Consider the following 15660-nt stretch of genomic DNA (forward strand, 5'->3'; position numbering starts at 1 on the left):
TTTCTTCATCGACTCTGCTCCTGATGCCGGTTCTTTACTTTGTCCTTCGTCTTCTTTGGCATCATTGCCCGGTAAGCTGCCAGACGCTTGTGAATCGAAGGTTTATTCGCTTTTTGAATCTGTTTCTGGGAAAACTCACGGAAAGCAGCATTGAGGGCATCCTGATCACGTCCTTTGAAAAATACCAGATAAACTGGCGGCTCTTTGCTCTTGTCCTTTTTCAGAGCATAGTTAATTCCATATTTTCTGGCATAGCGTTCAAAGGACTTGATATTTTTGTTCGTGATCTCGATATTGACCATCCCGGCATTCTGCTTTGCCAGCTCTTTTACCGTGACCTTTCCCTGTTTCGGCTGATTTTTCTGTGCTTTCTTCTCTACCGATTTCTGCTTATGATGCCGCAGATACGCAGCAAGAACCTTTCTCAACAGGTCTGCTGTGATTTTGGTAGTCCGAATACAGAACGTGACCGTTTTCTGAGTTACCTCTTCCTGCATGACTTTTCCCTCCTTTCAGCGATTTAACTGCTGTCCAGATCTGTAATCATGGCAATCACCCCCTTTCAATAAAAAAGGACAGATTAACCGGTAATCAGGCTCTGTACCTGTACGAGTTTTTCTGTCCCTTCTTCTTTTCTCTTATCTTCTCCACCACAATAGATGGGAACACACATTTCAAGTATTCTGCTATAAATACGCTGATGGGCAGTATCTAAATCTGTGGATTTCATTTCATTCAGTCCCAGATTCGTTGTTACGATCAGCGGAAGCATTTTACAATAGCGGCTGTCTATCACATTATAGACCTGCTCCAAAGCAAACTCGGAATTTCGTTCTATTCCCAAGTCATCAATAATCAGCAACGGATAATCCACAAGATTTTGTATAATCTGGTTCTTATCTGCCTGATAGCTGGTCATTTCATTTAGGATCCTGGAAAAATTTGTCATCATGACACGTTCTCCCTGTTCCAAAAGTGCATTTGCAATACAGCCTGCAAAGAAACTTTTCCCGGTTCCAACTGGTCCCATCAAAAGCAATCCTACATTTTTTCTCTTCATATCTGTCCAGTTTTCTACATACTGCCTGGCAATTAGTATCTTCTGGTTGCTTCCGTTGTCATTTTCAAATTTCCATTCCCAGAATCTTCTTTCCCGAAGTCCGACGGATTTTCTCTGATAAAGCAGTCGCTGTGCTTCTTCCCGCTGCATCTTTTCATCCAGTTCCTGTCTGGCTTTCACCTCGCATTCGCACAAACAAGACACTACATGCTCAAATCCCATCAGACTGACTTTCATCTGTTTTCTTTTTCCACAGATGCCACAATGAAGACATCCCTCTTCGTCCACATAATCTGCTGTTACTTTATTTTCCATCACAGGCTTTCTCCTTCCTGAAATTCATATTTATCCATTCCTATCCTGGTTCCATCCCTTTCTGCCCAAAGACAGATTGTTGCAAAATGGTTCTGATATTCTTTTCCACTGGATTTCATATAAACAGAAAGATGATCAATCCGTTTCTGGTAATCCCATGGAAATAGCGTCATCAGCTCCTGCAGTTCAGCTTCCGACAGAACAACATTTTTAAATCTACCATACTGACTGAATTTTTCTTCCAAAGCGGGAGTATTGCCCTTACTCTTATCAGTATGATTCTTTTCAGTCTTATTTATCTTAGTATTACTTCCATCCAGATTCTTGCAGTCCGGACTTCTATTTTTTTGCGTTCCGGACTTCCAGTTTCTTGCAATCCGGATTTCCAATTCCTTGCAGTCTGGATTTCCAGTTTCTGGCGTTCCAGAAGCAAAGTATCTTACTGGCTTTCCTCTGCTCCGTTTCACAAAATTTTTCACGTATATGACAGAAGGACGATTATTCCCCTGCCGATACCGTTCGATCAATCCAATCCCATGCACACTGTCAAGCTCATAAAGAAGCTTTGTCACTGTCGTATGCGACATTCGCAACAGTTCCTGCAATTCTGCGATCGTATAAATGATATAGACATAACCATCATTGTCAATCCATCCATTTTTCTTGGATAGGCTGATTCGATCAAGCAGAATTCCATAAAGGAGCTTTGCGTCTGTGGACAGGCTTGCAAACTCTTTTTCTGTGAACAGAGCTTTGGGGATCCGAAAAAAAGAAAACTGGTCAGATTCTTCTGCTCTGAAATATTCAAAATCTGCCATAGCTTATTTCCTATTCTTCCTCACTATTAAAATCACACCCTGCTGCACTGCCTGTTCCATGACACATCTCATTAAACACAAAGTTGAAGCACATCATTAACTCGCTCAGATAATAATTCCTTGCTTCTTTATTGCAGGCATACATATCCTCGATATAAACCTCCTCGTTTCCATTCATTCGTGCGATTGTTTCCAGAACTTTCATAAACTTCTTATTAGAACAGCACTCATACTGTTCATTTACATATTTCTGAATTTCCAGCACATGTTCAGGCTTTCCTTCACAAACAGATAACACGCCAAATGCCAGATCCATACCAAACTCATAGCCATCGGCTTCTACGGCATCAATATCAAGATTACCTTCTTCATCGTAATAGCCTCGCTCTTCCATAGGAGTCAGTGGTGTCTCATATTCATCCAGATATCCCATATCTGCAATTGTTCCCAGAATATCTCTGGATGCTGCCACCATCTTGTCCATGATAATTTCTCTTTCTTCCATCGGCATATTTGCCATAATTCTGTCTAATGTCATCATTGATTCTTCCTCCATCTCATTTTCATAAATATCATTGATATAAAAGTGGTTCGCCTTTCCATTGTTTTGAACAATACGCACCAGCTTTCCAATCTTAACAAGTTCCTGTACTGCCTGATCTACGCCATATCGAGTCGTATTCAGGTCTTTCTTCATTTCGCTTTTTGGATAGATAACAAACAGATCTCCGTTATGATCTACCCAGCCATTCTGCACCGCAAATTTCAAACGATCCAGAAATAAGCTGTATAAAATTTTTGCTGTATTTGACAGATTTTTGAATTTTTCCACCTGGAACAGCATCTTTGGCACCTGCAGACAATCTACCGGCATATACTCCACCTTACTCATTGATTATTTCCTCCTTCTGTTTGTACAGCACTTCGGCTGAATTAATATTGATTTCCAGCATCCCTACAAATACCTGATAGTACAGCAGGCATATCTGTTCATCCTCTCTTGCCAGATACAATCCTTCCAGTTCATCGGACGGATGTTTCATTCCATATACCGCCTGACAGATATCATGGATTTTCTCACATTCCACACTTCTAAGATGCATCTCCAAGGTGTGGTTAAATCTCTGCCAGTCCTCCAGTTTCTGATTTACTGACATCATGCACTGGAACAGTTCCGCTGCTTCACATGCTGCTGACAGCACTACATTTTTGTTATTGATACTTCCATCGGCATTTTTCATATGCCCTACCATATACGCCTGATCTACTGAAACCATCTTTTATCCTCCTCTATCTAAACGGCATTTCCTCTTCCATGCCCTCTGGGATCTCTAAGAACCCTTCCGCATCTTCTGGAAACGGTGGTCTGTCAACTATTTTTGCACCTGCAAATTCGATCCGATTTGCATACACTTCAGTTGTATAGATCTTTTTCCCGGTATCCTTATCTTCATAATTACCTGTGACAATCTCGCCTTCCACCATGACCTTCGTTCCCTGCATCAGATAATCTCTGGCAAATTCTGCTTTCTTTGCAAAAGCCTTTACCGGAATGAAACTGACTTCATCAGAATAATTTCTTCTGACTGCCAGAACAAACTTGGCAATCTTATGAAGTCCTTTTTCATTCTCCACTTCATTGTATCCGGGATTTCTTACCAATCGCCCGGAAATAATTGTTGTATTCATTGGCATACCCCTCCTATGCTTTCATTGATTTGTAACAGATACCGATACATGGTCCACATTTTCCATAGGCACATCCGTAACATTCATCTTTTTCCAACTCTTCCTGCCTCATTTCATCGGCAAACATTCCTAACAGGGTCGTATAAATCTTTTTCATTGCCAGGAACTTTTCTTCTGCTTTTTCCATTTTCTCTTTGTAAAACGGAATCAGTTCACGAAGAACTGGATGGAAACGCTCATTTTCATCATCCCAGGCACAGATTTTCATCATACAACGTGGCTGTTTCTCATAATTGCCCAAATAATACGGGCAGAACGTACAGCCTCTTTCTTTAACAATTTCCACCGGAATCACTGGCATCTGACTTTTGATTTCCTTTGTTACATGCTTACTTTCAATTCGCTCTCTCATCTTATAAATCCTCCAAGTATATATATTTGCAAAAGGGATTTCCCCTAAATTGCCTGATTTTGGGTACAAAAAAAGAGGCAGGCTTACGATTTTATTTTCGCAAGCCTGCCTCTTATCAAATATTCAATTATTTTCCGATGATATATCGTAAGAAAACGTATACCGCACGGATTACATACACTGGAATCATGATACTTCCGATCAAAGCTCCAATGATGACACTTAATGCAGCCATCCCAAGTGTTGCTGTTATATCCATTCCTTTTGAAATTAGGATCAACCGCATTTTATGTATTCCAAATGGAAGTCCGGAAAGAAATATCCACCAGAACAAGTCTGTCTTTCCACTGACTTTCATGATAGTGGATACGATCCAGAACCAGAATAGTATAAATGCCAGTGGCAATATTGATTTTTTAATTACATCTTCTATCATCATCTTTTCATTCCTTCTGTCCAACTTCGCATATCATATTATTGTTTTTCTGCCCATGATGCTAGGAGCATAAATATCACTTCTTCTATCTGAGCTTTAGAATATGACTCAGGAAAATACTGTTTCAGCTTTTTCGCAGGAATCTGCACCTGTACTTTCTCAGTACTCTCATTCATACAGATCTGGTCAATCTCTGAATACGTCAACATCCGCTCTTTTGAAATCTGCTTCAATTCCTTTGCCTGCTTCATGGATGGTACCATATTGTGATTACTCATATACTGAAGCAATATCTGTTGTTCTTCACTTCTCAAATATGAAACTTCAACAGCTGTATTAAAGGGAAGCTTCTTCTCGTCTGCCAGTTCTAAAAGCTCTGTGATTAACTCTGTCAGATGAATATATCGAAGAATCTGTCTGGAACTATCTCCTGTATTCTGACTGACTTCTTCCGCCGCCAACTTCTTGCCAACTTGGCAAGAAGTTAAATCAGACCGTTTCCCCTGACGCTTTAACGCCTCATATTTCATTTTATAAGCAAATGCCTTTTCGCTGATCAGCAGCTCTTCTCGTTGAATGTTGGAATCTACCATGATCACCGTCGCTTCATCATCTGTAAGATCTTTGATGATAACAGGCATTTTCTCTAATCCCGCAAGTTCACATGCTCGTTTTCGCCTATGACCAGCTACCAGCTCATAACCACCGGACCCTCTCAACCGCACAATACCAGGAACCAACACGCCATATTGTGTAATGCTTTCTGATAATTCTTCCATTTTCTTATCATCTTTTACTTGAAACGGGTGATTTGGAAATGGATGAAGGCTTCCTATTGCTATCTCACAAATTCCATTGTTTGTTTCTTCGTTTGTTCCAAACAACGCATCAAGTGGCTGTAAGGAAATGGGAGTTTCTCTTTTTTTAGATGGCATCTTTCAGCACCTCCTCCGTCACTCTCCGATAAGCTTCTGTAGCTTTGCCTTTCGGATCATAAGAGAAAATACTCTGTCCTTCTCTGACTGCTTCCTTCATTCTTACAGAAAATGGAATATAATTATCAAAGATATGAATTTGACTTCCATATACATTTCTGAGAAGTTCCATATTATTTCTGGCATCATTTGTATGCGCATCGACCATCGTGAACAGAATCCCACCGACTTGCAACTTCGGATTAATCTGCTTACGAACCTTACCGATCGTTTTTAACAACTGCTGCAAGCCTTTGATTGGCAGGTAGGACGCTTCAACTGGAATGAGGACTTCATCTGATGCAGCCAGCGCATTGATCGTAATCATTCCCAATGATGGCATACAGTCAATAATGACTGCATCATATTGATCCTTGATACCATATAAAATCTGTTTCAATACATATTCCCTGCTCATTGCATTTACCAACTGTACTTCCGTACCTGCCAGTCCAATGTTAGAACAGATAATGTCTATTCCTTCTGCCTGATGCCTGATATAACAGTCTGAAGGAATATCTTCATCTTTCATTACTGTATCCATAAGAGCTGTAAGTGTTTCATTACTTTCATCACAATCACGATATCCAAATCCTGCAGATACATCAGACTGTGGATCGGCATCAACGATTAACACTTTCATATTCTTTTGTGCTAATCCTACTGCTAAATTAGCTGTACATGCGGACTTTCCAGTTCCCCCTTTTTGGTTTACAATAGAAATAATTCTAGCCATTTTTCATCACCTTTCATCGTCGTCAATCAAAAAGAGGACTGAATTAGACAACCGGAATCTATATTCCGTGCGAGCTAATTCAGTCCTATAATTACAATAATTCTGTTGTTTTTACTCTTGTCTTACACAAATCCATTTCCAGTCTGGATCTGTAATAATTCATATTCTGGAATGACAGCGCTGCTTTATTTTTCCCTTTTCAGGAAATTAAAAATAAGGACTAAATTAGTGCAACCCCTTGTATTTACTGGAGTTTTCTAACTTGTCCTTATTATAACTCGACCATGCGGGGTTATCTTCGGTAAGGGTTCATCATGGTACTTATTGTATTTCTTTACTATATTTCTCAATGTAGAAGTATAGTAACAAGCTGTCATAGGCATACCTTTCTGATTAAGAAACAGGAAATTGCGGTAACCGTCAATTACAATCCCTTTTCCAGTTTTTTTGCGTTTCAACACTCTTTGAAATGCTTTTCCTGCTTCTTCGCTCATAGGAACTTTTCGTATGCCACACTTTGTTTTTGGCGTTTCTATATAATATCCCTCTTGATTGCGTAATAACTGGTGGTTGATATTGAGTGTATGATTTTCAAAATCTAAGTCCTGTACAGTAAGTCCACACAATTCAGATATTCGTAAGCCTGTTTTTAACAGTATCAGCACATCATCATAATATTTCTGATACACCGTATCATACTGGAGAAAGGACAGCAGTTTTTCTTCCTGTTCCTCACTCAATGCCTGTCTGCTTTCGCTGTCATCATCAATAACCTCGCTTAACTGAAAATCAAAAGGGTTCTTCCTTACATAATCGTCCTCGATTGCCATATAGAAAGAAGCCTTTAAGGAACGCTTATAGTTACTAATGGTTTTGAAGCCGTAGCCCTTTTCTTTCATTCTGACCGCCCATTCTTTTGCGTCTGACGGTTTAATGCTGTCTATGCTTCGTGAACCCAGCTTGTCCTGTTTCAATGCGTCCATGAGATATTTTCGCCCTGCTAGTGTATTCTTCTTGACATTGATTCTCTGTGCCGTCTTTTTGGCATATAGTTCACACAATGTCATTTTCTTTCCTTTGGTGTCTATTCCGTCCTCTAAATCACGCTGTATCTCCCGTTCCTTTTCCCTAAGAGATAAATCATCACGCTTTCCTTTCGGTACTCTGTCCGTAGCCACCAGTTTCCATGAATACACAACCTTTGTTTCGCCTGCACGATTAACATATTTATACATATATCTGCCGTCTGCCCTTTGGCTCTCTCCAGTCCTTAAAATGCGACCTTTGTTATCCCGTCTTTTTTCTGACATCTTTCAAAACTCCTTTCAAAACTGAAAGAGCCTTGTTACGACATATAAGTATCATATCATGCACAAAGCTCTTTTGCATTAGATTTCTTCCAATTTATCAATCATATGTTCAAATTTCTTTTTCTTAATCAGCATACGGTTTCCGTTCATCACAACACACTCGTCTTTATATTCACTTGCAATACGGCGGAGTTTGTTCTCTCCGATACGGAAATAACTGGACGCTTCCTCAATCGTCATAAGGTAGCGTTCCCATAATGGTGTATTTAAATCATACATAAAACTGCACCTCCTTTCTTTTTTGATTTTTAAACAGTCTGACGGCTTTTATCATAGCCCACAGGAGTTCCACCTCTGCATAGTTCTTATGTAGCCGTACCCATTGCGTGCGACGCTCTGAACGCTCAAGCTGTGGCTGTACGGGAGTATCATTATCAGACAGGACAGGTCATGGCGATAAAAGAGGATAAATCTTTTACATGGACGCTGACAGTTTCCGCTCGCTTTAAAGGGAAAAGGTCATGGCGTATCAGCTCCAACGGCTCGCTGTCTGTCTAATGTATCAGACTGCTTTATTCAGTTGTCAAAGAACACGAAAGAAGAAAATCATCTCTCCTATATACCGCGTTGGAAAAGAGAGGAAATGTAACCAAAATTCAAACATTTTTTCTTTTTTCACTACTATCTGTATAGCAAACGTCCATTTGTTAAGCTGGTGATGAAAAAAGATTATTTTTCTTTTCACACCCTAACTACCCAAACCATACTGTTACTGCCAACAATAGAATGAAATATTTTCTTCACTCCATATCAGGACAGAATAGCGTTATTTGTATCACATTTCTTAAACTTTTTTCTTTCTACGCCATATAGGGAACGGAAACCTTAAATTGTTAAGTTGAGGATAAAATAATTTTCTCTTTCCGCATCAACACTCAACAGCTAATGCCTGTTTGAATACAAATCAAGAAATAAAGTGTGATTTCCTCTTTCTGCATAATACTGTCCGCTTAACTCGATTTTCCGACATTTTTTTCAAAACTTTTTTCGTCTTTCACTTCATATAGGGACAGCAAGCCAAAATTTAATGACCTATTTTCAAAAAAAGTTTAGATTTCCTCAACTTCACTCCATATAAGGAATAGAAACCTTGTTTTGTTGCAGATTTTTCAAAATAATTTCAATTTCTTTTTAATCTTCGTGTCTGTACACCGAGTAAAAATTTTATGACCCCATTTCAAAAATAGTTAGATTTCCTTTTCTCGCACCATATCTGTACGCAAGTAGCTGTTTTGTTGCAGATTTCTGTAAAAAATTTGTTTTTCTTCTTTTAATAAACATAGGGAATGAAAAAAGCTCTTTGTTGACTAAATCTGAAAATTTCCATTGCATTAAAAAATACCGTTATTCTTTCTTTTAAATAACGGTATCTCTATTTATAACTCATTAAAACAGATTAAACTAAATGGCTAAAAAACAAAAAGTAGGAGGAAGTATGTGTCACAACTTTGTTTTGGTTTATCTTTCAAACATATCATTCTATGTTTATTCCCGCACGACAAATATTCCGTTTTCTGATGTATCCCACATAAAGTTTTCCCTGTTTACAGTTTGTTCAGTCGCAATTTCAATTTTGGATAGTCCTATATCTGAGGGAACATCATCAGCTTTATAGACCATATAAAAATTCAAATAATATTCATTTTTAGAAGTTGATATATGATACATTCCGTCTAATTCAATTCGTTTATTTCCATTATTATTTTCACTAGATGATGCACAATCACCAGAATATTCTTGTATATCTCCATCAATAAATTCGAAGAAAGAAGAAATTTGTTTATTTATATCCTCTATGTCTTTTTTACTGTTTTGTGAAAACAATTTTTCAAATTCTTTTACATTGCCTTCATTGTATAAATCTATAATTTGTTTCATCATATTATCTGATATTTCTTGTTCCGATTTAAACCAATTAGACATATACTCATTTCTATTTGAGCCAACATTCGTACACCCACAGAAACTTAACATCAATATCATACAAAAAATAAATATTATTTGTTTCATATTATTTATACCTCATTTAATACTTAAATATTTTATATCTATATAACCTATATTTACATTGTAGCATTTAGCTTTAAACTTGTCTTTAACTTTCTCCATAAAATAAATTATTGCTTTTCTAAAACATCGTCATTCTCTTGTGGAATAGCGGTATCTATTCGTTCTTCTATGGTTGATTTTTCTAATTGTAATAAGTGTTTATGCTTGTCTTTAAGTTCTGCCTGTTCAATCATATCTTTTAGTATCGTTGTATGATTTTCTCTGTCTAATGCCTGTACCATTTTTATGGTTGGTGCAACCTGTCTTTGTAACCAATGCAACGCTTTTTGTAAAGTATAAGGTTCTGGCTTTGTAGTTAAGCGTATCGGTTCTCTGTTTTCCCCTACAAACCATGCCCAATCATCATTTGTTTTCCATTGATTTTTTGGCTTGTCGTCCTCTCTGTTAACAAAGCGGACATAATGATTGATGATAGAAAAAGCAGTGCGTTCAGCGTCCCGATAAGTCAGTAAATCTACAACCGCATAATAGGCTCGTTCATTCTTCATGCGTATTTCAAAGCGGTTCTTAATCTCCGTATCTTCAACTTCTATGCTATTCTTGACATACTGCTCATAATTTTTCTGATAAGCACACATATATAATTCACTGCTTGTTGAACCGAGATATAAGGTTTCTCCTGTATTCTTTGGTAAATCGCTACCACATTTTTCCGTACCGCTGTAATCTTTCTGCATACGAAAGTAGGAGATACATTCGCCAGCCTTGTATTTTTCCTTTAACTTTGGAATATCCAATATTCCTGCTTTATCATTGATTGCCAAGTCAAGCCGTTTCATCTTACCACCTGCCGTTAAACAATCAAGCATGAAGTCATACCATGAGCGTTCCTGTGCCAATAGATAACTTTCCATTTGACGACAGCCTCTGCCTTTCAGTTCCAATAAAACACCTAAATGCTCTTGCATGGAACACATGACATTGATGTCGCCTAAAACATATTTGCTTTCATATCCGTATTTTCCATAATCTTCATAAAGCATATAATCGGGTTTTAGTTGTAATACATCACGGATAATCGCCAATGCGTCCGTAGTAGGAAAGCGAACACGGAAGTAATCAATCAACAGGAATAGTGGTTCTTGTGGATTGAAACGCTCAATCTGTTTTTCTATGACTCCTTTTAATTCGTCATTCAATGGCTGTTTCCCTTTTTCAATGCGGTTGTAATATTCACGGCTGATACCACAAGCAACAGCAAGCCTTGTTTGTGTTACTCCGTATTCCTCACGCTTTTGTCTTAATTCTTCAATAAAGTTTTTATCATTCATTCTTTAATTCCTCCAATCAAAAAAGGCAACTACCATTTACTGATAATTGCCTATCATTAAAAATCCGTATAGAAAAAGCAGTCAATCCTAAGACTAACTGCTCTGATTGCTATGAAGTGCTTGTATTTTCTTTACCACTTCTTGCCTATAATTTTCAATATCCAAAACTCTTTTTTTACCTGCTGTTAAATACATAATCGGTAAATCAATTTTTTCAAAATCATTCAACAATAATAACGGTTCTTCAAAAATGCAAAACGGTTGTCCTATTTGACAACTAGTGCTTTCTTGATAAATTCTAAAATCCTCAAATAAAAATTCATTTTGAGGAAGTGTAATATTTTTAACTTCTTCTCTATACAAGTATCTTGCAAAGTTATACAATCCAAATGCAAAAAAGGAAATTTTTCTTGTAAATGGATTTTCTCCATAATCTTTTGATTTTCTATGTGCTTTACAGAGATTAGCCAATTCCAATGAGAATTTTTCCCAATTTTTTTCTATTAGTGCAAGGAAACCGTTTATCACAGCTTTTTCTTCTGCTGTATGTTTATTTTGAAGAAATTCTTTACTTTCATCAATCACATATTGTTTCCACATAGGTTCTTGATAATACAGATACATCACTAAATTTGTGATACTGCATGCAGACTTTAACCCATTCTTACTAAGTCCGTTTTCTTTTGGAAATATTTTTTCAATGTCACGAAAGCGGTTTGCACAGAATATATGTGGTAAAATATTCCAAGCGTGAATGGAATGGTCGCAACCGCTGTTTGTTATTGTGAGTTGTCCCCATGTTACTGCCGAATTGAACGCATTATTTAAATAGCTCATATCCTTTTCTTGTAATGCTAAGTAACTTCCTAAATAAACAATCTTTTTTCCGAAATTTTCATGCAATAATTTCAGCCATATAATAATCTGTTCTTCTGGCTTTTTACTTTGACAGTATTTCGTATACTTCTTTAATCGCTCATCAATATATGCGTTCATGTTGGCATATCCAAACATTTTATCCACATTTTGTAAATATAGTTTGATAAGTTCCTTTTTTTCCATAGAGTACCTCGTTTCACTTATAAAATTTTGCTATTTGCTACATAAATGCTTTCAATCCCATTAGAATAAGTATAATAGCAATATATACACCCCACTTATCCCAATTATAAGTGTCATAATAAAATTGAAAACAATACAAACTTTCTTCTGATTTAAAGAAAAATGTTCAAATTTTTCAAGGTTGTATTGACGAATATAACTTTTAGTAATTATGGAATAAATTGAATAACCAATAGCAATGATACTTGAAATAATAGCAATAATATCAGTCATTTTACAATCCATATCTTCCCTCCTAAAAAGTTTGCATATCATTACCACAAAAATTAAAATATTATAATGTTTAAATTTATTGTTTTTCTTTTGTGAAATAGATACATTTTATATCACATCTTATAAAATGCGGTTTTGCCTTGTAAATACAGCGTTTTCCGCCTGTTAGTGTATAGTGTCTTTTGTTTTTTGTGCCCCCCTTGTTAGATAACGGGGGCTTAATCTTCGCTCGCCACAGGCTCGCTCACAGACGAAGTAAACCAGCCACTTGCAAGACATGGCAGAAAAATCTGAAAGATTTTCCTGCCACCGTGTCTGGATCACTCCGTCTGCCTAACTAATAATATAGTATTATGTAAAAATGTCATTTTATTTAGGTACATCTACCGAATAGCTTAAACAGTCACCTCTTTTGTTACTTTGTAAGTCATTGTAATACCATAGATACATGACTCTGTCATATACATTGATTTCAATTACACCGTCCGGTTTTTGTCCTTCTACTTCCAATGAATAGATTTCTTTATCATGTGCATAGCCGTAAACAAAACGCTTGCTTGGATAATCGGGGTTTAAGTCTTGTTGGAAATCACTTAATTTCAAAGAAGAGTGAATAAGCTCTGTAATATCATCTAACAAAATTCTATCTCGTTTCGTTGTAACCGGTGTAGCATTTATAAATGCGTATTGTGTATGCCCATTCTGTATCTGCTTTTTACAACGAGCCATTACTAAGCCTTGAATATCATCGTTATCATTTCCAGCCCGATAGAAAATCGTATCATATTTTTTGCCTTGCCATATATGCAAGGTTTCATCAACATGATTAAGAAAATCAGCAGGAACCGAAAGTTCCTCATTTTCAGCATTCAAAGTGGAAAGTTGAATAGCTTCTTCAATCGTGTCATAATATACAAGCTTGGCATTATTTTTATCATAATCATTTATCGTAAATTCCACGTATTCATTATCTTTATTTTCTTCTTCCGGAACATAAGTATAACGACCATTTTCAATATGGTCATCATATTCAACATCAACAAATAACCCAATCCCTATCAGAGCTACAAAAATCAAAGAAATCGCTCCAATTATGATTAACATTATTTTCAAAAATTTTTTCATGGCATACACTTCCTTAATCACTTCAAGTTTATCTATTATTATTTATCATATTATATCATTAGAAAATTGAGTAGTCATCACTTTTCTAGTATCTGTCAGAATATTTTTTATTCCATAAATTATCAAGAGTGTAAACATTGCTACGCAACAAGCTCTTGACAATTCATGTCCTAAAAAATGATTAATAATCAAGCAGAAAAAGAATAGTTATACTGTATTACAGCAACAAAAAAGACATCTCATATTCTGTATGAAATGCCAATTTTGCCTTTATTTATGCTGTTTTCTCTGTCGTATCAAGGTTCTTTCATTCGTAGTAAATTAGTGGTAAAATTCTTTTATTTTTTGTTTCATATTGCTTAAAATCCCTGTGTTTATGCGGATAATTCGATTTTTACTCTTTTTAAACTAAAAAAAGAATCCCCATATCTTTTGTCACAAAAGATATGGGGATTTGGTGTTACATAAATAACAGAATAAAATGAGGAGGGAACGCGTGATGTCTGTTCATCACGCAAGAAAAAATATGAAAGATAAAAACCGGTTCAGTGTACTTTTAAAGCATCTGACATCTATGGCTAATTTAAAAAACTATGCGCTCGCCAAATCTCTGCAGTACGACGAGTCTTATATCAGTAAGTGGATCAGCGGAAAACTACTTCCTTCTGACAAGAACCATGAGCTGATCCTTCAGGCAATCAGCGAATGCATCGTCCAGTCCCTGACACCTGAAACGATTCCCGTGTTTCTGAAAGAATATCAGGTGAAAGATACTACCGATCTCCAGGCCGCTCTCTATAAACATCTGGAATCCGAATATAACTATGTCAAAGAACTGCAGACCTCGACAGGTTCTGAAGTAGCCTCCAAGATTTTCTATTATCCGGAACTGACTTTGGATCAGTTTATTTTCAAAATGAAACATCCGTCTCTTCGTAAGGTAGATTCCGTCAACTGCCATGCCATGGTAGATATTTTAAATATTGACACCAATTATCAGATGTTGATCGCAGAAATGAATGGTCTTCACAATGATCGAAAATTGGTTCTTCCGGGTGTTCATTTTTCCCTTATGCTGGATCTGGAACACACAGATTTAAGCAATTCGAAAATTGCAGTGTTTTTAATCGATCTTCTTTCAAATCTTGCCAATATTGATTTCAATCTTTATTATGGCACCCAGGCAGAAAAGAAGCTTATCTTTTCCGTAAAAGATATTTACTCTATTTCCGGAATGCTGATGGACCAAAACCATTGTTTATCAGTCACTACCATAGAAGATGAAACTCTTTCCTCGGAGCTTTATCATAAATTAAAGTCTCTTTGTAACAAAGAGTCTCTCTTGATCCGCAAAACAAGTATTGAAGCCATGATTCGCAGTCACGAGTATGAGCATGCTCTCTTTGCTCAAAATCCAGCCTGTCTTCTCGCTCATTTTACGGAGCATTTTCTTCCGGACGATTTACATGAAGAGCTCTTAGAAACCTTCGAATCGGTTTTGGATCAAGCAGACCCAAACACCTTAAGACACTTACATTCTCTGACAAAACAATTATTATCCTCTGCGCCGATTAAAATATTATTCTATGCTTCGGTCTTTAATGACTTTGCGATTTCCGGCGAAATGGATTTTTACGGATGCCGTGTTCAGCTTACTCCAAAACAGAGGCTTGTCCTTATGAATTATATTGATCGGTTATACCACAATAATCACAATTTTGATATCCGAGTACTTCCGGACGGTGTTCTGTCAGATTATCAGCACATACCAAGACCTAGTGTTATTTTTGCAGACACATTTTGTTCCCTGCGTCTCAAGCGAAATACACCGGACTATGGTATCTGTGTCACAAATAAGTTATTTTTGAATGAAATTTTCTCAGACTTTTACTATGAAACCTGGAATTCAGATTCTCTGATCAAGGCAGATTCTCTGATTTCACATTCCATATTTTCTTTGGAGATCCTGATTTCAGAAGTCTAGCCTCTTGACCGGATTTATCCTAATATTATTTATCCTGTTCTCAAGATAGAAGCAGACATTTTTGC

At 36.9% G+C, this 15660-nt stretch carries 16 protein-coding genes and 1 pseudogene; 1 reads left to right on the forward strand and 16 read right to left on the reverse strand.

Annotation, left to right across the window (positions count from 1 at the left end; all coding sequences use genetic code 11):
* Window positions 1-5: 5 nt before the first annotated feature.
* From G4407_RS02450 to G4407_RS02525, 16 genes and pseudogenes are all read right to left on the reverse strand, one after another.
* Window positions 6-497: a PcfB family protein gene (locus G4407_RS02450; protein ID WP_012744313.1), complete on the reverse strand. Its 492-nt coding sequence runs from the start codon at window positions 495-497 to the stop codon at window positions 6-8.
* Window positions 498-580: 83 nt separating this feature from the next.
* Window positions 581-1375, reverse strand: a complete 795-nt coding sequence (locus G4407_RS02455) for an ATP-binding protein (protein WP_012744314.1) — start codon at window positions 1373-1375, stop codon at window positions 581-583.
* Window positions 1375-2193 carry a replication initiator protein A gene (locus tag G4407_RS02460; RefSeq protein ID WP_012744315.1) on the reverse strand — a complete coding sequence of 273 codons (819 nt, stop codon included), beginning with the start codon at window positions 2191-2193 and terminating at the stop codon, window positions 1375-1377. The genes G4407_RS02455 and G4407_RS02460 overlap by 1 nt, the downstream gene beginning before the upstream one ends.
* A 10-nt stretch (window positions 2194-2203) precedes the next feature.
* Complete coding sequence (locus G4407_RS02465) at window positions 2204-3085, reverse strand: replication initiator protein A (RefSeq protein WP_012744316.1); 882 nt, start codon at window positions 3083-3085, stop codon at window positions 2204-2206.
* The gene (locus G4407_RS02470) at window positions 3078-3470 is read right to left on the reverse strand and encodes a hypothetical protein (RefSeq protein WP_012744317.1); all 393 of its coding nucleotides are present in this window, start codon (window positions 3468-3470) and stop codon (window positions 3078-3080) included. The genes G4407_RS02465 and G4407_RS02470 overlap by 8 nt, the downstream gene beginning before the upstream one ends.
* 13 nt (window positions 3471-3483) lie before the next feature.
* Window positions 3484-3882 carry a single-stranded DNA-binding protein gene (locus G4407_RS02475; protein ID WP_130096564.1) on the reverse strand — a complete coding sequence of 133 codons (399 nt, stop codon included), beginning with the start codon at window positions 3880-3882 and terminating at the stop codon, window positions 3484-3486.
* Between the two features lie 13 nt (window positions 3883-3895).
* Window positions 3896-4294, reverse strand: coding sequence for a hypothetical protein (locus G4407_RS02480; protein ID WP_130096565.1), 399 nt, complete (start codon window positions 4292-4294; stop codon window positions 3896-3898).
* Window positions 4295-4421: 127 nt separating this feature from the next.
* On the reverse strand, window positions 4422-4733 hold the full coding sequence (locus tag G4407_RS02485) for a DUF6050 family protein (protein WP_130096566.1): 312 nt from the start codon (window positions 4731-4733) through the stop codon (window positions 4422-4424).
* 35 nt (window positions 4734-4768) lie between these two features.
* Window positions 4769-5665 (reverse strand): ParB/RepB/Spo0J family partition protein, encoded by an 897-nt coding sequence (locus tag G4407_RS02490; RefSeq protein ID WP_130096567.1) that lies wholly within the window; start codon window positions 5663-5665, stop codon window positions 4769-4771.
* Window positions 5655-6440 (reverse strand): ParA family protein, encoded by a 786-nt coding sequence (locus tag G4407_RS02495; RefSeq protein WP_129794750.1) that lies wholly within the window; start codon window positions 6438-6440, stop codon window positions 5655-5657. The genes G4407_RS02490 and G4407_RS02495 overlap by 11 nt, the downstream gene beginning before the upstream one ends.
* Before the next feature lie 284 nt (window positions 6441-6724).
* A pseudogene (locus G4407_RS02500) lies at window positions 6725-7750 on the reverse strand (integrase DNA-binding domain-containing protein); the annotation flags it as partial.
* A 78-nt stretch (window positions 7751-7828) separates the two neighbouring features.
* On the reverse strand, window positions 7829-8029 hold the full coding sequence (locus G4407_RS02505) for an excisionase (protein WP_055065933.1): 201 nt from the start codon (window positions 8027-8029) through the stop codon (window positions 7829-7831).
* Window positions 8030-9295: 1266 nt separating this feature from the next.
* On the reverse strand, window positions 9296-9820 hold the full coding sequence (locus G4407_RS02510; RefSeq protein WP_055065934.1) for a DUF5104 domain-containing protein: 525 nt from the start codon (window positions 9818-9820) through the stop codon (window positions 9296-9298).
* A gap of 107 nt (window positions 9821-9927) precedes the next feature.
* Window positions 9928-11151 (reverse strand): XRE family transcriptional regulator, encoded by a 1224-nt coding sequence (locus tag G4407_RS02515; RefSeq protein ID WP_173687620.1) that lies wholly within the window; start codon window positions 11149-11151, stop codon window positions 9928-9930.
* A gap of 93 nt (window positions 11152-11244) precedes the next feature.
* Window positions 11245-12213, reverse strand: a complete 969-nt coding sequence (locus tag G4407_RS02520; protein WP_055065838.1) for a hypothetical protein — start codon at window positions 12211-12213, stop codon at window positions 11245-11247.
* 642 nt (window positions 12214-12855) lie between these two features.
* Window positions 12856-13611, reverse strand: coding sequence for a hypothetical protein (locus G4407_RS02525; protein WP_040015611.1), 756 nt, complete (start codon window positions 13609-13611; stop codon window positions 12856-12858).
* 499 nt (window positions 13612-14110) lie between these two features.
* Here G4407_RS02525 and G4407_RS02530 point away from each other — a divergent pair, with 499 nt between their 5' ends.
* On the forward strand, window positions 14111-15595 hold the full coding sequence (locus G4407_RS02530; protein ID WP_173687621.1) for a hypothetical protein: 1485 nt from the start codon (window positions 14111-14113) through the stop codon (window positions 15593-15595).
* Window positions 15596-15660 lie beyond the last annotated feature (65 nt).

It is taken from the genome of Allocoprococcus comes, from assembly GCF_013300725.1.
Lineage (GTDB): Bacteria > Bacillota > Clostridia > Lachnospirales > Lachnospiraceae > Allocoprococcus > Allocoprococcus comes_A.